20 protein-coding genes and 1 pseudogene are annotated in these 21440 nt (G+C 60.5%); 7 read left to right on the plus strand and 14 right to left on the minus strand.

Annotated features, from left to right (window positions below; translation table 11 throughout):
• Positions 1-110: pseudogene (locus AAFO90_RS19200) on the plus strand (IS5/IS1182 family transposase); the annotation flags it as partial.
• 13 nt (positions 111-123) lie between these two features.
• Here AAFO90_RS19200 and AAFO90_RS19205 read toward each other — a convergent pair.
• On the minus strand, positions 124-402 hold the full coding sequence (locus tag AAFO90_RS19205) for a DUF1153 domain-containing protein (RefSeq protein ID WP_065273437.1): 279 nt from the start codon (positions 400-402) through the stop codon (positions 124-126).
• 147 nt (positions 403-549) lie between these two features.
• Here AAFO90_RS19205 and mnmA point away from each other — a divergent pair, with 147 nt between their 5' ends.
• Positions 550-1695, plus strand: a complete 1146-nt coding sequence (gene mnmA, locus AAFO90_RS19210) for a tRNA 2-thiouridine(34) synthase MnmA (RefSeq protein WP_065273436.1) — start codon at positions 550-552, stop codon at positions 1693-1695.
• Here the strand turns inward: mnmA and lpxB are convergent.
• The 13 genes from lpxB to pyrH all read right to left on the minus strand — a co-directional run bounded on the left by lpxB (position 1692) and on the right by pyrH (position 14851).
• The gene (gene lpxB, locus AAFO90_RS19215) at positions 1692-2849 is read right to left on the minus strand and encodes a lipid-A-disaccharide synthase (protein ID WP_347510403.1); all 1158 of its coding nucleotides are present in this window, start codon (positions 2847-2849) and stop codon (positions 1692-1694) included. The genes mnmA and lpxB overlap by 4 nt on opposite strands.
• Positions 2846-3637, minus strand: coding sequence for a UDP-2,3-diacylglucosamine diphosphatase LpxI (lpxI, locus tag AAFO90_RS19220; protein ID WP_347510404.1), 792 nt, complete (start codon positions 3635-3637; stop codon positions 2846-2848). The genes lpxB and lpxI overlap by 4 nt, the downstream gene beginning before the upstream one ends.
• Positions 3638-3641: 4 nt before the next feature.
• Positions 3642-4427 carry an acyl-ACP--UDP-N-acetylglucosamine O-acyltransferase gene (gene lpxA, locus AAFO90_RS19225; protein ID WP_065273433.1) on the minus strand — a complete coding sequence of 262 codons (786 nt, stop codon included), beginning with the start codon at positions 4425-4427 and terminating at the stop codon, positions 3642-3644.
• Between the two features lie 5 nt (positions 4428-4432).
• Complete coding sequence (gene fabZ / locus AAFO90_RS19230) at positions 4433-4897, minus strand: 3-hydroxyacyl-ACP dehydratase FabZ (protein WP_065273432.1); 465 nt, start codon at positions 4895-4897, stop codon at positions 4433-4435.
• A 99-nt stretch (positions 4898-4996) separates the two neighbouring features.
• Positions 4997-5494, minus strand: a complete 498-nt coding sequence (locus AAFO90_RS19235) for an OmpH family outer membrane protein (RefSeq protein ID WP_347510419.1) — start codon at positions 5492-5494, stop codon at positions 4997-4999.
• Between the two features lie 193 nt (positions 5495-5687).
• Entirely contained in the window at positions 5688-8093 is a 2406-nt protein-coding gene (bamA, locus tag AAFO90_RS19240; protein ID WP_347510405.1) for an outer membrane protein assembly factor BamA, read from the minus strand.
• Between the two features lie 429 nt (positions 8094-8522).
• Positions 8523-9872 carry an RIP metalloprotease RseP gene (gene rseP / locus AAFO90_RS19245; protein ID WP_347510406.1) on the minus strand — a complete coding sequence of 450 codons (1350 nt, stop codon included), beginning with the start codon at positions 9870-9872 and terminating at the stop codon, positions 8523-8525.
• A 9-nt stretch (positions 9873-9881) separates the two neighbouring features.
• On the minus strand, positions 9882-11051 hold the full coding sequence (gene dxr, locus AAFO90_RS19250) for a 1-deoxy-D-xylulose-5-phosphate reductoisomerase (RefSeq protein WP_347510407.1): 1170 nt from the start codon (positions 11049-11051) through the stop codon (positions 9882-9884).
• A gap of 17 nt (positions 11052-11068) precedes the next feature.
• Positions 11069-11842, minus strand: coding sequence for a phosphatidate cytidylyltransferase (locus AAFO90_RS19255; RefSeq protein ID WP_347510408.1), 774 nt, complete (start codon positions 11840-11842; stop codon positions 11069-11071).
• The gene (locus AAFO90_RS19260) at positions 11839-12597 is read right to left on the minus strand and encodes an isoprenyl transferase (protein WP_347510409.1); all 759 of its coding nucleotides are present in this window, start codon (positions 12595-12597) and stop codon (positions 11839-11841) included. The genes AAFO90_RS19255 and AAFO90_RS19260 overlap by 4 nt, the downstream gene beginning before the upstream one ends.
• 9 nt (positions 12598-12606) lie before the next feature.
• Positions 12607-13170 (minus strand): ribosome recycling factor, encoded by a 564-nt coding sequence (frr, locus tag AAFO90_RS19265; RefSeq protein ID WP_065273426.1) that lies wholly within the window; start codon positions 13168-13170, stop codon positions 12607-12609.
• Positions 13171-13313: 143 nt separating this feature from the next.
• The gene (locus AAFO90_RS19270; protein ID WP_347510410.1) at positions 13314-14108 is read right to left on the minus strand and encodes a hypothetical protein; all 795 of its coding nucleotides are present in this window, start codon (positions 14106-14108) and stop codon (positions 13314-13316) included.
• The gene (gene pyrH / locus AAFO90_RS19275) at positions 14105-14851 is read right to left on the minus strand and encodes a UMP kinase (RefSeq protein ID WP_347510411.1); all 747 of its coding nucleotides are present in this window, start codon (positions 14849-14851) and stop codon (positions 14105-14107) included. The genes AAFO90_RS19270 and pyrH overlap by 4 nt, the downstream gene beginning before the upstream one ends.
• Positions 14852-14983: 132 nt before the next feature.
• Here pyrH and miaA point away from each other — a divergent pair, with 132 nt between their 5' ends.
• The 5 genes from miaA to AAFO90_RS19300 all read left to right on the plus strand — a co-directional run bounded on the left by miaA (position 14984) and on the right by AAFO90_RS19300 (position 21436).
• Positions 14984-15862, plus strand: coding sequence for a tRNA (adenosine(37)-N6)-dimethylallyltransferase MiaA (gene miaA / locus AAFO90_RS19280; protein ID WP_347510412.1), 879 nt, complete (start codon positions 14984-14986; stop codon positions 15860-15862).
• 125 nt (positions 15863-15987) lie between these two features.
• Positions 15988-16809 carry a helix-turn-helix domain-containing protein gene (locus AAFO90_RS19285; RefSeq protein ID WP_274827999.1) on the plus strand — a complete coding sequence of 274 codons (822 nt, stop codon included), beginning with the start codon at positions 15988-15990 and terminating at the stop codon, positions 16807-16809.
• Between the two features lie 320 nt (positions 16810-17129).
• Positions 17130-18800 (plus strand): ABC transporter substrate-binding protein, encoded by a 1671-nt coding sequence (locus tag AAFO90_RS19290; protein ID WP_347510413.1) that lies wholly within the window; start codon positions 17130-17132, stop codon positions 18798-18800.
• 137 nt (positions 18801-18937) lie between these two features.
• Positions 18938-19984, plus strand: a complete 1047-nt coding sequence (locus tag AAFO90_RS19295) for an ABC transporter permease (RefSeq protein WP_347510414.1) — start codon at positions 18938-18940, stop codon at positions 19982-19984.
• Positions 19985-19999: 15 nt separating this feature from the next.
• Complete coding sequence (locus tag AAFO90_RS19300; protein ID WP_274827996.1) at positions 20000-21436, plus strand: ABC transporter permease; 1437 nt, start codon at positions 20000-20002, stop codon at positions 21434-21436.
• Positions 21437-21440: the final 4 nt, after the last annotated feature.

Genomic DNA, 21440 nt, shown 5'->3' on the forward strand with positions numbered 1-21440 from the left:
TCTTCGCAAAGATCAAGGAATTCAGAGCCATAGCGACCCGCTACGAAAAGACAACGTCCAGCTACGCCGCCAATTGGCATCTCGCGGCTGCCATCATCGCCTCACGATGAATGTCCACAGACCCTAAGGCTTACGAAATTTCTTCAATTGGGTGGTTTTCAACGCTTCTTCGCCGTGATCGGCAACCGCAGCAACCCAGCTGCGGAATTCTTCTTCACTGAGACCATAAAGACGCAGTGCTTCCCCTTGTGGCAGCAATCCATAAAGAACGCCCCTCACCACCGAGGCCTTGCGCGAGGCAACCCAGCGTTTTGTCGTTTTGGGCGGAAGGTCTGCACGGGTCATAACGGAGCCGTCCGGCAAGGTCACAGCCCGTGGTCCATCTACTTTTTTCAAGAACATTGCTTTATCCTTGTGAGGATCTGCGTAATTAGCTTCGTGAGCAGGTTTCCCCCATTGTCCTTAATGGCGCGTGAACCACACACTTGAGAGTCGTTAGGATTTTCCTATATTCTGCAACGCCTTTCACTTGAACGAAGGAGTCGCCCTATGGCGCTGGATACCGATGGCCCGCTGAATTCGCTTGGCTTTGCCAAACCGCCCTCGGAAACGCGGGTGGTTGTTGCCATGTCCGGCGGCGTCGACAGCTCTGTTGTTGCTGCATATTTGGCCGATCAGGGCTATGATGTGGTGGGCGTCACGCTGCAGCTTTACGACCACGGCGCGGCTCTGGCCAAGAAGGGCGCCTGCTGCGCTGGGATTGACATCCACGATGCGCGGCGAGTCGCCGAAGAGCGCGGATTCCCGCACTATGTACTCGACTATGAGAACATTTTTAAAGATGCGGTTATCGATGAGTTTGCCGACAGCTATCTGGCCGGGGCGACGCCAGTGCCCTGCATCCGCTGCAATGAACGGGTCAAATTCAAGGATCTTCTGGAGACCGCAAAGGATCTCGAGGCCGATTGCATGGCGACGGGTCACTATATCCAGCGCAAGATGGGCCCCAACGGCCCCGAGCTGCATTCGGCCGAGGATGCTAACCGGGACCAGAGCTATTTCCTTTTTTCAACAACGCCGGAACAACTGGACTATCTGCGCTTTCCGCTAGGGCATCTGCCCTCCAAGGATGCCACCCGCGAGATGGCCTCCCGCTATGGGCTGGCGGTGGCCGACAAGCCCGACAGTCAGGACATCTGTTTCGTACCCGATGGAAACTATGCCAGCGTGATCGAGAAACTGCGCCCCGGGGCGGCTGATCCCGGAGAGATCGTTCATGCGGATGGGCGCGTTCTGGGCCAGCACACCGGGGTGATTCACTACACCATCGGCCAGCGCCGCGGCCTTGGGATCGGTGGCCTCAGCGAGCCGCTCTATGTGGTGCGGCTTGATGTGGACAAGAAACAGGTGGTCGTCGGCCCCAAGGACATGCTGGCGACCCGAATCGTACCTGTGCGGGAAATCAACTGGCTGGGCGACGAACCCTTTACCAGTCGGAAGGAATGGCATGTCGCGGTAAAGGTCCGCTCGACCCGCCCCCCGCGTGAGGCGATTATCCGTCCATTGTCCGAAACCACGGCCGAGGTTGAGCTGTTGACGCCCGAAGAAGGCGTATCGCCCGGACAGGCCTGCGTTTTCTACGACACCGAAAGTAGCCGCATCTTTGGCGGCGGCTGGATCTGGCGCGGCTACTAAAGGCGCGCCAGAACCGCGCGGGCGGCGCGCAGGCCCGGAGCCTCCCCGCCCTCGCCCAGACGCTCCATGGTGAGCCCCATGGCTTCCTGCTGCGCCTCAGGGTTGGCACGGACATCTGCCAGCGCCCCGGCGATCCGCGACGGGGTGCAATCTGGCCCAAGGCATTCCGGCACGACGCGGGTCTCGCTCACCAGATTGACGAGTGTGACCGTATCGATCAGGGCCATGCGCTTCATGATCTGCCAGGTCAGCCATTGGAAGCGATAGGCGATCACCATGGGCGTGCGTGCGGCGGCTAGCTCCAGCGACACGGTGCCCGAAGCCGCCAGCGCCAGATCCGCCGCGGCAAAGGCCGCTCGTTTGCGCGCCTCGGCAACAGCCGGGTCAAGACCGGTCGGGTCGAGCAACACAGTGCCCTGTGGCCAATCTTTGGCGTGCTGGCGCACCAATTCAGCCACCGGACCGGCGGTCGGCACCACGATTCGGTATTCGGGATAGGCCGCCGCGAAATCCCCCAGCGACGCGCCAAAGACGGGCGCCAAGCGCCCCACCTCTGACCGTCGTGATCCCGGCAGGGCCAATAGGATCGGCGCATCGCCAAGGTCACAGGTCTGGCGCAACGCGGCGATCTCTTCTGCTGTCGCCTTTGGCTCTGCTACTACGGGATGGCCGACAAAATCGCAGTCCATCCCGGCGGCTTCCATATAAGGCGGCTCGAACGGCAGCAGCGCCAGCACGTGATCGATGCAGGTGGCCATCTTCTGCGCCCGGCCCGGCCGCCAGGCCCAGACGGACGGCGCCACGTAATGCACGGTACGGATGTCGGTGCCCTGTTTCACCAGCCGCGCCACGCGCAGCGAAAAATCCGGGCTGTCGATGGTGATCAGCACATCAGGCTGCATGGCCATCACCGCATCGGCGGTTTCACGGATACGGCGTTTCAGATGGCGGTATTTCGGCAGAACCTCGGCCAGGCCCATGACGGACAGCTCGTCCATCGGAAACCGGGACTGCAGCCCCTGCTCAGCCATCAGGGTACCGCCAACCCCTTCAAATGAAACATCGGGGGCTAGCGTTTTCAGCCCTTCCATCAGGGCCGCACCCAGCCGATCCCCCGAAGGCTCCCCGGCCAGGATAAAGACCCGGAGGCTCATGCCGCGTCGCGCAGCCACAGGAACAGGCCCAGACGGTCACAGGTGGCAATCACCGCCTCCTGCTCCAGCACGATCACGCCTCCGGCCTCCAGCACGATACCGGACAGACCGGCTGCTGCGGCCTTTTCCACCGTCGCAGGGCCAATGGTAGGCAGATCGGCGCGCCGGTCCTGTCCTGTCTTCGGCGCCTTGACCATCACTCCGCCCTGCCCGTCCGGACGGCGGATCAAGGTCTCCAGCATCCAGTCGGTGCCAAAGACCGTTTCCACCGCAACCGCTTGCCGCGCCCGCACCGCGCAGGACTGGCCAATGTCCGCCGCGCTCATCGCTGCGACAATCTCCGCCCCACGAGCCGCGTCCGCCTTGTCCAGTTCACCGGGCTGGATCCGGGTCGGAATGCCGGGCTGCATTAAAAGATCCGGTGCCACGTCATGCGCCGCGCGCACCGCAAAGCCTGCCGTTTCAAAAAGCTCCATGATCGCCCGCAGCGCACCGTCGTCCCCTGCGCCGAGGGCGGCCTGAAGCACAGGCACCATCGGCAGTGTTTCGGCATCGATAGCCGCAGGATCGATCATCGGGCGCGACACTGCGCCCGCCAAACAGATCTCCTGCACACCGGCTTCTTTCAACCGCCTGAGGAAACTTCCCAGCTGTTCCAGCCGAAAGGTGATTTCCGGATCAACCGCATCCGGCTCGGACCCCGCCATGGCGCAGACCAGCGGTCGTTCGGACAGGCGATTGCAGATTTCAAGCGGCAGCGCACCGCGCCCCGCGATCAGAGCGATCATGCGATCATCCCCCTGGTGTCAAAAACGACCGGTCGCTTGCACCGGTGATAAAGGCGATGATTTCTTGCACATAAGCGCTGTCGGTTTCCTCACCAAGGCGCCGGGCGCGTTCCTGAAAGGTGCCCTCCCCCTGTGCCAGCATCTGGAAGGCGGCGCGCAGGGCAGTGATATCTGCCCGCGACACACCGCGGCGTTTCAGGCCGACAAGGTTCAGCCCGTCCAGCTCTCCGCGCGGGGCCTGTACCAGTCCGTAGGGGATCACATCATTTGTGACCATGGTCACCGCGCCGATGATAGCGCCGCGCCCAATACGCACCCATTGGTGGATACCCGAAAGACCACCGATGATTACATCATCCTCGATCACGCAATGACCTGCGACGGCGGCAGAATTGACCACGATCACCCGATCCCCGATCTGCGCGTCATGGGCAATGTGGCAACCGGCCATGAACAAGCCGTCATCGCCGATCCGGGTCACCCCGCCGCCACCTTCGGTACCGGCATTGATGGTCACATGTTCACGGATCCGGTTGCGCGCACCGATCACGGTCCGGCTTTTCTCTCCCTTGAACTTCAGATCCTGCGGAATCTCACCGATCACTGCGAAGGAGAACACCGTCGTCTCTGCGCCGATCTCGGTTTCGCCGGTGACCACCACATGGGATTTCAGAACCACCCTTTCGCCAAGGGTGACGTCAGCGCCGACCATGCAGAACGGGCCGATTTCGCAGCCCTCACCAATGGTGGCGCCCGGTTCGATCACCGCCGACGGATGGATCTGGCTCATCGCGATCAATCCTTCTGAATGTCGACCATGGCCGAGAATTCAGCCTCGGCAGCGGTTTCGCCATCGACCGAGGCAACGCCCTTGAACTTGAAGATCTTGCCACCTTTCTTCCCGCGCAGGGTTTCGACATGCATGTCCAGGACGTCGCCCGGGATCACCTTGCGGCGGAATTTGCACTTGTCGATATTCATGAAGTAGATCAGCAGGTCGGTATCGACCATATCCATGCCCACACCCAGCATGACGCCAGCGGTTTGCGCCATCGCCTCGACGATGGTCACGCCCGGCATGATCGGCGTGCCGGGGAAGTGGCCCTGAAAATGCGGTTCGTTCATGGTGACGTTCTTGATCCCATGCGCCGAAGTGTATCCGTCGATTTCGATCACTTTGTCGACCAGCAGGAACGGGTAACGATGCGGCAGAATGCGCTGGATCAGGTGAATATCGGCACTTTTCAGATCGGCGGTCATGGCGGGTATCCCGTTTTTTTATATGTCCTGCGTCACTACCAAGCGGGAACGGTCTGGGCAAGCGCACCGCGCCGATGTCAGGCACCGGTCAGACCTGTTTCACTGGTCAGGCGACTGGCTTTCCAAGTCTGCCCCGTCTCCCAGAACGGCATCGATGCGCGTGATCGCAAGATCCGTCACATCCGCGGCCTCAGAGCTGAGGAAAACCGAAGAGTTATCCAGAATGGCACCGGCGCCGCTATCGCGCATGATCCCCTGCAGGATCGGCAGGGAGGCCACAAAGAACTCGCGGCGGGCCGTTTCGCCCATCTGAGTGATCTCGCGCAGTTTCTGATCCTGCGTGCGCCGGGTCTCCTGCACCTTTTTGTCAAAGGCATCCGCAAGCGTGCGAAACGCCTCGGGATCCATAGAGGGCCGCCGCTGCGTCAGGTCCTGCTCTTCGGCGCGCAGCTCTGCTTCGATACGGCGGTTCTCGGCGGTGAGTACGGCGCCTTCGGCTTCCAGCTCACGCGTGACACGCTGGCCAAAGGCGCTTTCAGAGAAGAGACGGTCAGGCTGGATCGTCAGAATGCCACTTTGCGGCGCGCCAATCTGCATTTCCTGGCCGAGAGACAGATTGAAAGGCGCGGGTGTTCCAATAGCCGTTGACTGGGCGGAAGCTGTTCCAGCGGTCAAAGGCAGGCACAGCGCCAGGCCCATAACAAGTCCCTGGCGCGCCAGATAAAGGGGCGCCGACCAGCCGGTCGGCGCCCTCATTTTTATACGCGTCGGCCTTGCCTGCATCACCGGGTCAGAACCGGGCCTGCAAGGTCAGATCGAAACTTTGTTCCTTGTCAAAGTCTTCTTTCTTGACCGCATTGGAAAAGTTGAACCGCAACGGGCCAAAGGCCGTGGTCCAGAGGACCGAAAAGCCAATAACGTGACGGAAGGATCCGTTACGGCCGACGACGAAACCACCGCTGGCCGGTGTGTCCACGTCCTGCAGGCCCCAAAGGTTGCCGACATCGTAGAAAATACCACCGCGCAGTCCCAGCTCCTCTGGCAGGCCCAGCGGGAATTCGGCGTCGAAACGCGCCACGGCATAAACGTTACCGCCAAGGAAATCATCGTAATTGCCACCGTCGGCGCGCGGCGCGCGGTCTCTTGGCCCGATCCCGCCCGGTTCAAACCCGCGCATCACACTGGGGGTTAGAACAAAACGGTCGATCGAGCGGCTGTAATCGTCCCCCATCCAATGCAGCGATCCAGTTTCCAGGGTCGCCCGTAGTGTGACTTCCTCATTGAGGATCTTGCGCTGCGCGACCAGCTTGGCCGTGGTTCTGAGGTATTCGCTATCCCCACCAAGCCCGGCATAGTCGGCTCCCACTTGCATGGTGAAGCCAATATTCGGGTCGAGCCCGGTCAGACGGCTATCATAAGAATAGGTGAACCCAACCGAGCTGGATGTCCTGCTGCCCTGATTGATTTCGCTGGTCACCACAGGACCGGCTACAGGGTAGGTCCCGCCAGAAAAGGAAGCATCAGCACGGCGGATCATCTCGCTGTCGGCCCAAGTGTAGCGCACTTGCAACGACGTATCTTCGGTTACATTGAAGGTCAGCGCCGGACGGACGAACGCGCGAGAAGTATTATACTCCGCATAACTGGAATCCGTTTCGGACACACCAAGGTCCAAATCGAATTTCAGATCGCGTCCCAGCAGATGCGGCTCGGTAAAGCCCAGAACGTACTCTTCCGATTCCTGAGCAGTCGCGATCGAGAAAGACAGGCGTTGACCGCGGCCCAAGAAGTTGTTTTCGGTCAGACCAACGTTAACCCCAAAGCCGTCGTTGACAGAGTATGCGCCGCCAAGGCTCAACGAACCGGACGGTTGCTCTTCGACGTTCACGTCTACGATCACCTGGCTTTCGGAGCTGCCTTCCCGGACGTCCACGTCTGATTTGGCAAAGAAGCCAAGCGCACGAATCCGTTCTGCGGCATCCCGGATTTCACGCGGATTGAAGGGGTCGCCTTCGACCGAGCGGAACTTCTGGCGGATCACCCGGTCCAGCGTTGTCGTGTTGCCTTCGATATCGATGCGTTCGACGAAGACACGCGGCCCGCGCACCATCGCGAATTCAACATCCAGCGTCAGATCGCGGTCGTTGCGGGTCACCCGCGGCTCAACCCGCAGGAAATCAATCCCCTGACGCGTTGCCAGCGTTTCCAGCATCTCGATGGAACGTTCAACAATCAGCGGCGAATAGGTCACGCCCGGTTTGACTTTCAACGCAGAGCGGTAGAGGTCAGCATCGGCCTCAGCGATTTCGCTGGTCACCGAGATATTGCCGAACTCGAACTGCTGACCTTCGGTGACATCGACGACCAGATAGACAGCGTCACGCTCCCGAGTCACTTCGGCGTTGGTGCTGTTGACCCGGAAATCCACATAGCCGCGCGACAGGTAGAAATCGCGCAACACCTGCCGGTCAAACTGCAGGCGGTCCTCGATCAGCGTGTCCTTGTTGATGAAGGTCCGCAAGAGACCAGCCTGCTTGGTTTCCAGAACCCGGCGCAGACGCCGATCCGAATAGACCTTGTTGCCGACAAACGAAACGCGCTCGACTTCGATGGTGTCGCCTTCGGCAATCTCGAACACCAGATCGACACGATTGTCGCTACGGCGGATGATGCGCGGCGTCACCCGCGAGGCCAAACGTCCCTGCGCCCCATAGGCGGCAGCAATGGTCTCGGCGTCCCGTTCCGCCTGCGCGGCGCGGAACACGCGGCGTGGCGCGGATTCGATCAGCTCGGCCAGCTTGTCATCCTTGATCCGCCGGTTACCTTCGAAATTGATCTGGTTGATCGTCGGGAACTCTGTGACCTTGATGATCAGAGAGTTGCCGCTTGGCACCAGTTCAACCGTTTCAAAAACACCGCTGTCAAGAATACGCTGATACGCGTCATTCAACTGGCCAGCGCGGACTGGTTTTCCCCGTTCCAGCGCCGCATAGGACACGATCGTATCCGATTGGATGCGCTGATTGCCCTCCACCCGGACCGAATTGAACTGGTAGCTTTGCGCCGATGCGAAACTGGGCGTCAGGATAAATCCCAAGGCAACAGCCAATACGGCGCTCGATACGCTTCTATACAGTATATTGGTGCGTTTTGTGCGCACACCGCAGGATGTACCCACGACCTTCCCCCGAACCATCAGTCATAATCCGATTTTTTAAGCAGCTTTTAACTGTGCGTACCGGGTTTACTGACCGTTGTCAAAACTAAGAAATCACTCCGGGGCACGAAGATGCGCACAGACTGAGCACGGGTGACCGACGCGTTGCGCGGTGCAAACGCCGCATCCCCATGGTTTCAAAGGGATCCGAACCAGGCACCTGCAGTCAGAGCGAGAAAAATCGTCACGACCGACAGTGCGCGATCCCAATTAAGGCGCATCAAAAGACCCAGGCCATTGTCCGTTCTCATCAGAGCGTGCATGGTGACTTCCTTTTCCCATTCGATGCCGCGCGCAAGGCTGCGCCGCGGGCGTAGCAGATTGAGAAAGGGTTAATGCCGGAATATGGCGACAGTTGGGCACCCGCCCTCTTCCCGGAGGCGGGCGCCACAACAAGTGTGATAAATTTTAACAGAAAAGATCGTTGCCGAGCGCGAAGACCATCAACGACAGAATCATCGCGATGCCCAGCGTCATCAGGATCCGCATGACCCCATCGCTGGGCGGACGCCCAGTGACCGCCTCATAGGCGTAGAACACCAGATGGCCCCCATCCAGCGCTGGCACCGGGAAGAGGTTCAGGAGGCCAACAGCCGTCGACAGAACCGCGATGAAGCGGATGAAGCTGACCGCGCCTTGGCTTGCCATTGCGCTGGAGGTTTCCGCGATCCCGATGGGCCCTGACAGGTTACAGGTGCTGATGGCGCCGGTAATCATATGCGTCAGGCCCGAAATCGACATGTCGATCACCGACCAAACCTGCGACGCCCCAGCTACCAGGGATTCGCCAACCCCGCCCACTTCGGTTGCGGGCTCAAAGGCCTGCCCGCCGACCACACCAATCCGCCAACGGGTCGCGAAACTTCCGTCGGGCTGCGGCTCATCCGTGCGACGCGGTGCCAGCGCAAGCTCCAACTCCTGCCCTTGCCGCCAGACATCCAACAGCAGTACGCGGCCATCGGCCTGTTCGACGGTCTGCTTCAGCTGATCGAAGGCAAAGATCGGTTCTCCATCGACGCCCGTAATAACATCCCCAGCCTGAAGCCCGGCATCCGATGCAGCGCTGCGCGGCGCAACGGCCCGCACATGCGGCGGCGATAGGAACGGGCCCTGAACCGAGACCAGCTGACCATCCCGGCGCACCTGATACTCCATCGGCTGCACCATCGGCAGTTGGTCGCGGAATTCCCCCCATGACATGGCTCCGGCCTCGTCCGGGATGGCAACGCCCTCGATTGCGACCAATTCGTCACCTTCGCGCAGCTGGTTTTCGATGCCGGGCAGCGGCACCAAGGTGCCGATAGCCAGCGGATCCCGCAGGGTGCCCTGCGTCATCGCCAGAATCGAAAAAATGACAACCGACATCACAAAATTGAACACCGGTCCGGCAGCAACCGTGGCGCTGCGCGCCCAAAGCGGCGCACCATGCATGGTCTGGCGCAGGCGCGTCGGATCGTTGGCGGCAGCCTCCATCGCGGCGCTGTCCTTGCCCGAAGCCGCATCTGCATCGCCAAGGAATTTCACATATCCGCCAAAGGGCAACAGCGCGATCTGCCAGCGGGTGCCACGCTTATCGACGCGGCTGAACAACACGGGGCCAAAGCCCAGCGAAAAAACCTCCGCATGGATTCCGGACCACCGGCCAACGATGTAGTGGCCGTATTCATGCACCGCGACGATCACCGAAAGCGCGACAACAAAACTGCCGATAGTGTAGAGAAAGCCGCCAAACTGCGGGAGTAGGGTCACGATATCCAAGTTCTTACCTTATCTGCGTTCCGCTGCGGCGCGCTCTGCCTCTTGTCGGGCGAGATGGTCAATCTCAGTGACGTTATCAAGGGTCATTGCGGAATCAATAAGGCCGCTTTGTGCCTCCATCCGCTCCAGAACCGCGGCCGTTACCTCGGCCATTTCGGTGAACCCGATCTGTCCCGCGATGAACAGATCCAGCGCCTTTTCCTTGGCTGCGTTGAAGACGGCGCCCATCAGACCGCCGCGCTGCATTACATCATAGGCTTGCTGTAGCGCCGGGTACCGCGCCGTATCCGGAGTCGTAAAATTCAGCTGACCGATTTCCGCCAGATCGAGCCGCGCAACCGGCAGATCCTTTCGCTCGGGCCAATGCAGCGCGTATCCGATGGCATGGCGCATATCTGGTGCGCCCAGATGCGCCATCAGGGCACCATCGCGAAAGCCAACCAGCGCATGCACCATCGATTCGGGATGGACCAGAACCTCGATCTGTTCTGGCGCGACACCAAAGAATTCTTTGGTTTCAATAACCTCTAACGCCTTATTGAACATTGATGCGCTGTCGATGGTGATGCGCTGCCCCATGTCCCAGTTTGGATGAGAGGACGCCTCGGCCAAGGTTGCCTTTTGCAGATCTTCCAGCGGCCAGTCGCGGAACGCGCCACCGGATGCGGTGATGATGATCCGCTCAACTGCTGAAATCTCTTCACCGACCAGCCCCTGAAACACCGCCGAATGTTCGCTATCCACCGGCAAGAGCCGGGCGCCATGTCGCAGCGCGGTCTGCATCAGAAGGCCACCGGCACAGACCAGCGATTCCTTGTTGGCCAGCGCCAGCGTGGTGCCCTGCTCAAGCGCTTTGAGACCCGGCGCAAGACCGGCGGCGCCAACGATGGCCGACATGATCCAATCCGCCGGACGGGTTGCCGCCTCGATCAGGGCAGCCTCTCCCGCTGCGGCCTCCACGCCACTGCCCTCCAGCGCGGCGCGCAGATCCGGCAGGCGCTCCTCATAGGCCGTTACCGCAATATCAGCCTTGAGCGCGATGGCATCCGCCGCAAGCCGGGCAATATTGGCACCGCCCGTCAGTGCCACTACGTCATAGGCGCGCAGATCGCGCCGGATCAGGTCAATGGTGTTCTGCCCGATCGAGCCGGTGGCGCCGAAGATAGAGATTTTACGCATGGTCATGCCCTACAAGGCTATCCCAGAAATGTCACGAAGATCAGGAAGGCCGCCGCCGCCCCGAGCATCCCGTCGAACCGGTCAAAAAGGCCACCGTGACCGGGAATAAGCGCGCTGGAATCCTTAACGCCGGTCTTCCGCTTCAGAGCGCTTTCCGCGATGTCGCCCGCTTGGCTAGCCATCGACATGACAACCGACAGGACAATCGCGCCCATGCCCAGCCCCGAGGCTTCGCTGAAGAAGGCCCCGACAACCGCCGCAGCGATCCAGCCAGCCGAAGATCCGGACCAGGTTTTCTTGGGGCTGACACGCGGCCAAAGCTTTGGCCCGCCGATCATCTTACCGGCAAAATAGCCTGCTACATCGGTGGCGACGACAACGCCGATCAGCCACAACAGCCAAGAGGCCCCCATTTCATTGCGCAGCCATACAAAGGTAAAGCCGGCGCAAACGATCCAGAGACCAAACAAGCCAAAACGCAGGCGGGCAGCAACAGGCAGTTGAAACATACCACCAAGAATAGGCGAAACCAGCAAGGGCATGCCCCAGACCGGCGGAAGCAGAGTCGCGCCCAGCACCGCAATGGCTGACATTGCCCCCAGTTGCAGCGCCTGTCCGGTCTTTTCGGGCGCCAGCATCCGGACAAGTTCCCAGATCATGCCACCGCAAGCGGCAGCGATGAGCAGCGCAAACCAGATGCCACCCAGCCAGATTTCCACGGCGCCTACGACAAGCATGACGACCGCAGACAGCAAGCGCGGCATCAGGTCGGACCAACGTCCCGCGCTCATGTCTTCACCGCGCCAAAACGTCTGTCACGGGCGCCATAGCCCCGGCACAGGCGCCCCAGTTCTTCGGCGGTGAAATCCGGCCAGAGCGTGTCGATGAACTCATACTCCGCATAGGCAGACTGCCACAGCAGGAAGTTGGAAATCCGTGCCTCACCGCTGGTGCGGATCACCAGATCGGGATCCGGCAGCACATGGGTATCGAGGTATTTCGGCAGGGTTTCCTCGTCCACATCGTCAGGAGATAGTTTTCCAGCCGCAACATCCTGCGCCAGCCGTTTCGTGGCGCGTGCCACCTCGTCCCGCCCACCATAGTTCAGGGCAATTGTGAGATTGGTGCCGTCGTTACCTTTGGTTTCCTCTTCCAACTGATCCATCAACTGGATCAGCTTGGAATCAAGCCGCACCCGATCCCCGATGAAACGTACCCGCACATTACGCGCGGCCAGCGCTTTCATCTCTTTGGAAATATAGCGGCGGAACAGGCTCATGAGGCCCGCGACCTCGACCTGCGTCCGTTTCCAGTTCTCGGTCGAAAAGGCGAATATGGTCAGATACTTGATGCCCAGGGACGGGCAGCATTCGACGATTTCCCGCACCCGTTTGGCGCCTGCGTGGTGCCCGAACAGACGCGGGCGGCCACGGGACTGTGCCCACCGGCCGTTGCCATCCATGATGATGGCAACATGGCGTGGGCCCTGCCCCGTGCCGTCTTCGGACGCGCCCTCGGAAGGCGCCGTGTCGGTATTGCTGACCATATCCGGGCGTCAGACCTGCATGATTTCGGCTTGCTTGTTTTCCAGCGCCTCGTCCACGGCCTTGATCATCGCGTCGGTCAGATCCTGAACTTCGCTTTCCCAGAACTTCTGGTCGTCCTCGGACATCCCATCAGCCTTGGCCTTCTTGATCTGATCCATGCCATCGCGGCGCACGTTGCGCACCGACACACGGGCGTGTTCAGCGTATTGGCCGGCAACCTTCGTCAGCTCGCGGCGGCGTTCTTCGTTCAGCTCCGGAATCGGCAGCATGATGATGGTGCCGTTCAGCTGCGGGTTGATACCAAGGCCGGATTCCCGGATCGCCTTTTCAACTTTGCCAACAAGGGATTTATCCCAAACGTTGATCGTCACCATGCGCGGCTCGGGCACGTTGACGGTGCCGACCTGGTTGATCGGCGTCATCGAGCCATAGGCATCTACCATCACCGGATCCAGCATCGAAGCCGAGCCACGCCCGGTCCGCAGCGAGGCAAACTCGGTGCGCAGGTTGGCCATGGCGCCATCCATGCGACGTTTCAGATCGTCGGTATCCAGTTCAAAATCATCAGACATTCTGCTCTCTCCCCTGACTTGAGGCGGTCTTTACACCGCTCATAAGCGATTGATGCAAGATTGTATAGCAATGTTGCGCAGGCTTGGTGGCTCTCTACGCACGTCGCCCTTTCTAGTTTCTGGCTGTCAGAGCTATCGGCCACCTAGCCGGTCTTGGGATAGTGACACAGCGGAGGTCGTCCGTCGCTCACGCGCGCGCCTTCATACCACCCAGCAGCTCGCGCAATCACTTCGTATTCAAAAAAGAGCCAGGCGTTCTTGTTCTCATCACCGATTTCCCACTGCGCATGCAAACCCTCGGTACCATCGTCCCCGCATATGGCGTTTTCAAACAGGTAGCGCATGAACCAATCGAAGTGCTTTTGCCTGACCGTGAAACCTTCACGCACATCCCTCGCCGCCGGAAGGGCCGCACAATTTTCATTGTGGATAACGGTAAAACCAGGCGGTGCGCGCAGTGGCGTGTTTTCGAAGAAGGCCAACTTACCGGAAACAAGGCCAGAGCCGAGAAGTGTAAGATGCGCATCACCAGCATCGTCGGCAGACATCCCCGGAATAGCTTTCAGCGCCTCTACTGAATCGTTGAGATAGCAGCCCTGCTGCGCACCGTCGCCTTCGGGATCTTCGACCGCGATATATGGCGCGAACACAGCATCGCCTATGCTGTAGTCCGATTGGATAATCGGCAGCTTCATCTCGCACAGACTGCGATCCAGAACCACCCAGGCGCCTTCCTGTTTGGCCTGTCCTTTGTCCAGCGCTTCCTGTGCAAGGCGGTTCAGCGCATCCTGCGAAAAACCGCGTGCCTTGGCTTTTGCGATCACCGAAGGTCCGATAGTGCAGCCTTCATGCCGCAGAAAAGAGATCAGCTCTGCCTCCCCGGCCGCTACTGCAACCGGGCAGGCGAACGCCAACACAATGGCGAAGAGGTGTTTCATCCTCCGACCTTGGTGTACGTCCCCTCGCCGGCCAGGATGCCCCGGAACCCGCCAGGCTCATCCAGCGAGAAGACGATGATCGGCAGGCTGTTGTCGCGCGCCAGAGCAATCGCCGAGGCATCCATCACGCCCAGGCGTTTGGCCAGCACATCGTCATAGCTGACGGTGTCATAGCGCTTGGCGTCGTCGAACTTCACCGGATCCTTGTCATAGACGCCATCGACCTTGGTGCCTTTGAAGATCGCCTCGCAGGCCATTTCATTGGCACGCAGCGTCGCCGCAGTGTCAGTGGTGAAATAGGGGTTACCGGTGCCGGCCGCGAAGATGCAGACCCGCTTCTTCTCAAGGTGGCGCACGGCGCGGCGGCGGATATAGGGCTCGCAGACCTGATCCATCGGAATGGCGCTGATCACCCGGGTGAAGACGCCAAGCGATTCCAGAGCGGCCTGCATGCCAAGGGCGTTCATCACGGTCGCCAGCATCCCCATATAGTCAGCTGTGGTGCGTTCCATGCCCTGCGCAGCGCCAGACAGGCCCCGGAAGATATTGCCGCCGCCGATGACCATGCAGATCTCGACGCCCATGTCGTGTACTGACTTCACCTCTTTGGCGATCCGCTCCACGGTCGGCGGATGCAGGCCAAAGCCCTGATCCCCCATCAACGCCTCCCCGGAGATTTTCAGCATGACACGTTTATAGGCAACGGCCGAAGTGGCGGCCGGTGTTTCGATTTCTTGGGGCATGTTGCGCTCCGGAATATGACGGGGTTAATTTGCGCCGCAAAATGAAGCAAATCACCGGCAGGATCAATGCAGGCCAGGCGCCTTTTCTTCCCGGGAGTATAACAAATCCGCCCTCGGTGAGGACAGGCTGACATGACAGAACTTCGCATCGATCCGGATAGGCCCGTTCTGATCGCTGGCCCGACGGCCTCAGGGAAATCCGCGCTCGCGCTGGAAATTGCGGAAAAACAAGGCGGTGTGGTAGTCAATGCCGATGCCAGCCAGGTGTTCGACTGTTGGCGGATCGTCACTGCCCGCCCTTCTGCCGAAGAAGAAGCCCGCGCGCCGCACCGGCTTTATGGGCATGTGGCCTATGATGCGCCCTATTCCGCCGGTCACTGGCTGCGGGAGGTGGTGCCGCTGCTGTCAGGAACGCAGCGGCCGATCATCGTCGGCGGAACCGGCCTTTATTTCAGTGCCTTGACCGAAGGTATGGCTGAAATCCCGCCCACACCTGCAGAAATCCGGGCCGAGGGCGATTCGATGTCGCTCGAAGACTTGCTGTCGGCTCTTGATCCCCAGACCGCGGCCCGCATCGATGTGCAGAACCGTGCCCGCGTGCAGCGCGCCTGGGAGGTCCTGACCGCCACGGGACGGGCGCTGGCCGATTGGCAGGATGACACCCCGCCGCCGCCCCTGCCGCTGAACGCCTGCAGTGCGTTGGTGCTGGAAAGCAGAAAGGACTGGCTGGAGGCACGCATCCGCAAACGGTTCCGCGCCATGCTGGATCAGGGCGCCATGGATGAAGTCGAGGCCATGCGAGATCGGTTCGATCCCAACCTGCCCTCCTGCAAGGCGATCGGCGCGCCGGAACTCATGGCCTATGCCACTGGCAGAATGACGCTGGAGGAGGCGGAGGAAAGCGCCGCGATTGCCACCCGCCGGTTCGCCAAACGGCAGCGCACCTGGTTCCGTGCCCGCATGGAGAAATGGCGGAAAATCTCCCCCGAGATCGGCTATCAGCTCAGCTAAACGGCAGGTGCAGGTAAGAGGCACAAATTTATCAATTTTTAACCTTCTTCGGCAGGAACTTGCCAGAATCACATTTTCATGCGCTGTTACATCGATAAAGTTTAAGTAAATCCATGTAACATCTCATGCCATTCGACCCGAAACCAGCCGAAGATCTTCACGTTTCGCCGCTTTCGCGTCTCTACCCGGACGGTCCTTGGCAAACAGAACTCGCGCATGATCGCGCCGAGCATGTGCTGATCTGGATCACACGCGGACAGGGTCGTTTTCTGATGGATGGGCACCGGCGCGGGTTTGGCGCGCATACGGCGCTGTTCTTTCCGGCCGGCAATCTGTGGTCAGTGGAATTCGGACGCCAATGCCTGGGTCAGGCCCTGATCGTGCCTGCCACCGCGCCCGTGTCGATGCCGCCCGAGCCGCTACACCTGAAGTTTAACGACCCGGTCGAGCAAGCGCGTCTCAACAGCCTGCTTGAGGCGGTGTCGGTCGAACAATCCACTCATCCTGCCCTGTGGCGCCGGGCCATGCAGTCCTACACCGATCTGATCAGCATCCAGCTGCGCCGTCAGCCCCCCTCCGGCCCCCTGCCCCCGGTGAAACCAAACGCCGCGCGGCGCCTGTCACAGGCCTATTGCAAGCGGGTGGTAACCTATTTCGACGAACACGCCAGCATGGCAGATCACGCCGCTGCGCTGAACGTGACGCCGACCCATCTGACCCGGGTCTGCAAGGCGGAAACCGGCAAGACTGCCGCCACGCTGCTGACAGAGCGGCAGCTTCACGCGGCCCGCAGCCTGCTGATTTCAAGCGATCTGGCCATGCGCGACATCGCCGCCCAACTGGGGTTCGGCAGCGCCGCCTATTTCACTCGCTTCATCACCCAGCACACCGGTGAGACACCAAGCGCCCTGCGCAAGAAGGCGCGCAAAGCCGCTATTCCCCAGTAACGTTCCAGCCTCTGCCCGCGACCTGCCGTCGTGAGTCGGCCCAGGCCCCCGTTTGCACCTCAACCCTGCGGAGAACTGGGCACTTCTGCCCAGTCCTGTGGCGCGACCCACCGCGAATATACGAAAACGACGCAAAAAAGGTCGCTTTTCTGCCGTATTCCGCCGAATCTGTGCATTGACCTAAGCCGCCTTATGAGGCCGAATAGGTGCGTGAGACGGCGAAATTCAAAAATAGCACCTTTCCGGACCGCAATCCGGACATACCATCGCCACCTCGAGGCAGGGCCAAGCGTCCTGTTGGTGCAAACAGGGAGATCCGTATGAACAACGATACCACCACCGGCGCGCCGATCCACTGGGCCGCCCAGATGCATGCCGAGGAAGTCAAAAGCGGCAAGCTGAGCCGCCGCGAATTCCTGGCCCGCTCCACCGCACTGGGCGTCAGCGCCGCTGCCGCCTACGGGCTGATCGGTCTGGAGACCCCGGTGCAGGCCGCTGCACATGCCCAGAAGGGTGGCACCCTGCGCATGCAGATGGAGGTCCGTGCCCTCAAGGATCCGCGCACCTTTGACTGGACCCAGATCGCGACCTTCACCGCTGGCTGGCTGGAATATCTGGTCGAGTACAACAGCGACGGCTCTTTCGGCCCGATGCTGCTGGAAAGCTGGAGCGCGAATGACGACGCAACTGAATACACCCTGAACGTCCGCAAGGGCGTGAAGTGGAACAACGGCGACGATTTCACCGCCGAGGACGTGGCTCGCAACATCGCAGGCTGGTGTGACAAGAGCGTCGAAGGCAACTCGATGGCAGGTCGCATGGCGTCCCTCATCGACGAAGCCACCGGCAAGGCTGCCGAAGGCGCGATCACCGTTGTCGACAGCCACACCGTGATGCTGAAGACCAACACGCCGGACATTACCATCATCCCCGGCATGGCGGACTACCCGGCAGCCATCACCCATGCCAGCCATGACGCGGCAACCATGCTGGAGAACCCGATCGGCACCGGTTACATGCTGCCCGAAAGCATGGAAGTCGGCGTCAAGGGCGTGCTGGTGCGCAACGAAGACCACGAATGGTGGGGCTATGCCGCTGGCAAGGGCGGCCATCTGGACCGCATCGAGTTCATCGACTACGGCACCGACCCGGCAGCCTTCCTGGCCGCGTTTGAAGCCGAAGAAATCGACATGAACTGGGAATCGGTCGGTGAATATGTCGACATCTTCGACAGCATCGGCCTGACCCGCTCGGAAATCCCCTCCGGCTTTACCATCGTCATCCGCCCGAACCAGCTGGCCGAAGTCGATGGCATGAAGCCCTATGCTGACAAGCGCGTGCGCCAGGCCCTGGCCATGGCAGTCGACAACAACGTCTGCCTTGAACTGGGCATGTCCGGCTACGGCATCCCGGCAGACAACTGCCACGTCGGCCCGATGCACCCGGAGCACGACCCCAGCGTCACCCGTATCCCCTATGACCCCGCCAAGGCCAAGGCCCTGATGGACGAAGCAGGCATGGGCGATTACGAGCACGAGCTGCTGTCGATCGACGATGACTGGCGCCGCAACACCACCGATGCGGTGGCAGCCCAGCTGCGCGATGCAGGCATCAACGTGAAGCGGACCATCCTGCCCGGTTCCACCTTCTGGAACGACTGGGTGAAATATCCCTTCTCCTCGACCAACTGGAACCACCGCCCGCTGGGCACTCAGGTTCTGGCACTGGCCTATCGCTCGGGCGAGGCCTGGAACGAAAGCGGCTTTGCAAATGCCGAGTTCGACGCGCTGCTGGCCGAGGCCAACTCGATCGCAGATGCCGACAAGCGCCGCGAAGTGATGGGCAAACTGCAAGCCATCATGATCGACGAAGGCGTCACCATCCAGCCTTACTGGCGCACCGCCATGCGTCACCACCGGGATACCCTGGTCGGTGTCGACAAGCACATTGCGGACCTGCCCCAGCTTTACAAGTGGGCTCTCAAAGCCTGACCTGGACCTGCACGGGCCGCGCATCGCGCGGCCCGTTTCCGCTGGACCCGTAGCACAGCCAAAAGACAGGGCGCATCCGCGCCTAGCAAAAGCGCAGCGGCATTGAACCGGGCGCATAGCCACCAATGGGGGCATCCATGGGACTGTTTATCCTCAGACGCGTCGGGGTCATGATCCTGACGGCGCTTTGTCTGACCTTTGTCGTGTTCTTCATGACAAACCTCTATCCGAACCTTGAAAAACTCGCCAAGACCCAGGGCAACTTCCGCATGTCGGACGAAGCCGTGGCCAGCTGGCTGGAAAAAGGCGGTTACCTGCAATCCACGCCAAAGAAATACATGGAATGGATCGGCCTCGCGCCGTCGTACCAGCACACGGCTGAGGATGGCACCATCACCGGCCGCTGCATCACGCCGGGCATGGACCCAGCCGATGCCCCGCAGTTCTGCGGCATCCTGCAGGGCTATTGGGGCTATTCCACGGTGTTCAAGGATGAGGTCAGTTCCATCATCGCCACCCGCCTGTCGCTGACGGGCACGCTGATGTTCTGGGTGATGCTGGTCATGGTGCCCTCGGCGCTGATCCTTGGCGTTCTGGCGGGCATGAAGGAAGGCTCTGCCACCGACCGAACACTGTCGACCTTTGCCATCACCACCACGGCGACGCCCGAATATGTTTCCGGCGTCCTGTTTATCGCTATTTTCTCCTCCTCTGCCGTCGGCCTTAAATGGTTCAAGGGCACCGCGACCAGCGCGATGGAAAGCCCCAACATCGAAAACTTCCTGCTGCCGGTTCTGACTATCGCCCTTTATGGCATGGGCTATATCGCACGCATGACCCGCGCCTCGATGACCGAGGTGATGACGGCGCAATATATCCGCACCGCACGGCTCAAAGGGGTGAGCTTTCCCAAGATCGTCATGAAACATGCCCTGCGCAACGCGCTGATCGCGCCTTTCACCGTGATCATGCTGCAGTTCCCCTGGCTCCTGAACGGCGTGGTGATCGTTGAGACCCTGTTCAACTACAAGGGCTTTGGCTGGACGCTGGTACAAGCCGCTGGCAACAACGATATCGAACTGCTGCTGGGCGTCTCGGTCGTCTCGGTTCTCGTGGTGCTGATCACGCAGCTGATCTCGGACATCGGCTACGTCTACCTCAACCCACGCATTCGCATTTCCTGAAGACGGAGAAAGACTATGGAACCACTCAGCTGGACCGGATCAATCGCCTTTCTCAACCCGCTTCTGTTTGCGGCTTTGGGACTACTGGCAATCTCGATCCTTCTTTGGATCATCATCGGCGCGGTCACCCCCGAGGAACGCGCCATTACCAACGCAGGCGGTACGCTCAGCCTGTCGGCCGGGCCGCAGGGCCTTGCCGCGCTGGCTGTGCGCCTCACCTTTCTGGCCTCGGCCGTCATCCTTCTGGCCTATTTGCTGCTTGGCCTCGTGATGGGCACCGGCGCGGGCATCATCGGCGCCCTGTCGCAGCAGATGCTGCCAGTCTGGATCGCCCTTGTGGTGCTTTATGCCGTTTCCATCACCTTCAAGCGGCGTCTTGGCCTTTATGGCAAGCTGTTTGACAGCCCCATCGGCATGATCGGCTTTGGCCTTGTCATGTTCTGGGTCTTCACCGGCTTTTTCGCGGCCTTTGACATGCTAGCCACCCATGATGCGCTGTCGCAGGCGTCGGGCATGAAAAACAAAGCCCCCGGCACGCCCCTGCGCGGCGCCGAAGAAGGTGAATTCCAATGGTATCTCCTTGGCGGTGACAACCTGGCGCGCGACGTGTTCAGCCGGATGGTCAAAGGCTCCTGGGAGGTGGTGAAAATTGCCCCGCTCGCGACGACCTTTGCCTTCATGGTGGGGATCACCCTGGGTCTGCCTGCCGGATACTATGGCGGCAAACTGGACACCTTCCTGTCCTTCCTCGCCAACCTGATCCTGGCCTTCCCGGTGATCCTGCTGTTCTACCTGATGGTGACGCCCGAGATCGTGGAGACCGGCCTGCCGCAGTATATGGCGGTGGTGCTCTTTGCCTTCCCGATGGTATTCTTCGGGGTGCTGCTGAACGCCCGCTACCGGACGCAGCCCAAAAAGAACTTCATCATCCTAGCTGTCGTTCTGGCGCCGCTGTTCATCCTTTACATGTCGCTGATCAATGCCAAGGGATCCAAGATCGATTTCTGGCCGGTGGATCTGTTCGACATTCCGGGCGGTATCCTTGTGGTCTTTGTCTCGGTGGTCTTCGTGAACTCACCCACCGTGTTCCGCATCGTGCGGGGCCTGACGATGGACATCAAGACCCGCGATTACGTGGCCGCCGCGCAGACCCGGGGTGAGCGTCCCTGGTACATCATGCTGTGGGAGGTTCTGCCGAACGCCCGCGGGCCGCTGATCGTCGATTTTTGCCTGCGCATTGGTTACACGACCATCCTTCTCGGGACGCTGGGCTTCTTTGGCCTTGGCCTGCCGCCCGAAAGCCCGGACTGGGGATCAACCATCAACGAAGGGCGCAAGCTCTTGTCGATCTACCTGCACCCGGCTCTGCCCCCCGCCATTGCCCTGCTAAGCTTGGTGCTGGGCCTGAACCTGCTGGCCGATGGTCTGCGCGAAGAAAGCCTGAGGGATTGATGAC

The organism is Phaeobacter sp. CAU 1743 (genome assembly GCF_039839315.1).
Taxonomy (GTDB): domain Bacteria; phylum Pseudomonadota; class Alphaproteobacteria; order Rhodobacterales; family Rhodobacteraceae; genus Phycobacter; species Phycobacter gallaeciensis_A.

Excerpts from the sequence above, each read along its gene's own strand:
- AAFO90_RS19205 (WP_065273437.1), bottom strand. The coding sequence starts at position 402 with ATGTTCTTGAAAAAAGTAGATGGACCACGGGCTGTGACCTTGCCGGAC.
- mnmA (WP_065273436.1), top strand. The coding sequence starts at position 550 with ATGGCGCTGGATACCGATGGCCCGCTGAATTCGCTTGGCTTTGCCAAA.
- lpxB (WP_347510403.1), bottom strand. The coding sequence starts at position 2,849 with ATGAGCCTCCGGGTCTTTATCCTGGCCGGGGAGCCTTCGGGGGATCGG.
- lpxI (WP_347510404.1), bottom strand. The coding sequence starts at position 3,637 with ATGATCGCTCTGATCGCGGGGCGCGGTGCGCTGCCGCTTGAAATCTGC.
- lpxA (WP_065273433.1), bottom strand. The coding sequence starts at position 4,427 with ATGAGCCAGATCCATCCGTCGGCGGTGATCGAACCGGGCGCCACCATT.
- fabZ (WP_065273432.1), bottom strand. The coding sequence starts at position 4,897 with ATGACCGCCGATCTGAAAAGTGCCGATATTCACCTGATCCAGCGCATT.
- AAFO90_RS19235 (WP_347510419.1), bottom strand. The coding sequence starts at position 5,494 with ATGCAGATTGGCGCGCCGCAAAGTGGCATTCTGACGATCCAGCCTGAC.
- bamA (WP_347510405.1), bottom strand. The coding sequence starts at position 8,093 with ATGGTTCGGGGGAAGGTCGTGGGTACATCCTGCGGTGTGCGCACAAAA.
- dxr (WP_347510407.1), bottom strand. The coding sequence starts at position 11,051 with ATGCGTAAAATCTCTATCTTCGGCGCCACCGGCTCGATCGGGCAGAAC.
- AAFO90_RS19255 (WP_347510408.1), bottom strand. The coding sequence starts at position 11,842 with ATGAGCGCGGGACGTTGGTCCGACCTGATGCCGCGCTTGCTGTCTGCG.
- AAFO90_RS19260 (WP_347510409.1), bottom strand. The coding sequence starts at position 12,597 with ATGGTCAGCAATACCGACACGGCGCCTTCCGAGGGCGCGTCCGAAGAC.
- frr (WP_065273426.1), bottom strand. The coding sequence starts at position 13,170 with ATGTCTGATGATTTTGAACTGGATACCGACGATCTGAAACGTCGCATG.
- AAFO90_RS19270 (WP_347510410.1), bottom strand. The coding sequence starts at position 14,108 with ATGAAACACCTCTTCGCCATTGTGTTGGCGTTCGCCTGCCCGGTTGCA.
- pyrH (WP_347510411.1), bottom strand. The coding sequence starts at position 14,851 with ATGCCCCAAGAAATCGAAACACCGGCCGCCACTTCGGCCGTTGCCTAT.
- miaA (WP_347510412.1), top strand. The coding sequence starts at position 14,984 with ATGACAGAACTTCGCATCGATCCGGATAGGCCCGTTCTGATCGCTGGC.
- AAFO90_RS19285 (WP_274827999.1), top strand. The coding sequence starts at position 15,988 with ATGCCATTCGACCCGAAACCAGCCGAAGATCTTCACGTTTCGCCGCTT.
- AAFO90_RS19290 (WP_347510413.1), top strand. The coding sequence starts at position 17,130 with ATGAACAACGATACCACCACCGGCGCGCCGATCCACTGGGCCGCCCAG.
- AAFO90_RS19295 (WP_347510414.1), top strand. The coding sequence starts at position 18,938 with ATGGGACTGTTTATCCTCAGACGCGTCGGGGTCATGATCCTGACGGCG.
- AAFO90_RS19300 (WP_274827996.1), top strand. The coding sequence starts at position 20,000 with ATGGAACCACTCAGCTGGACCGGATCAATCGCCTTTCTCAACCCGCTT.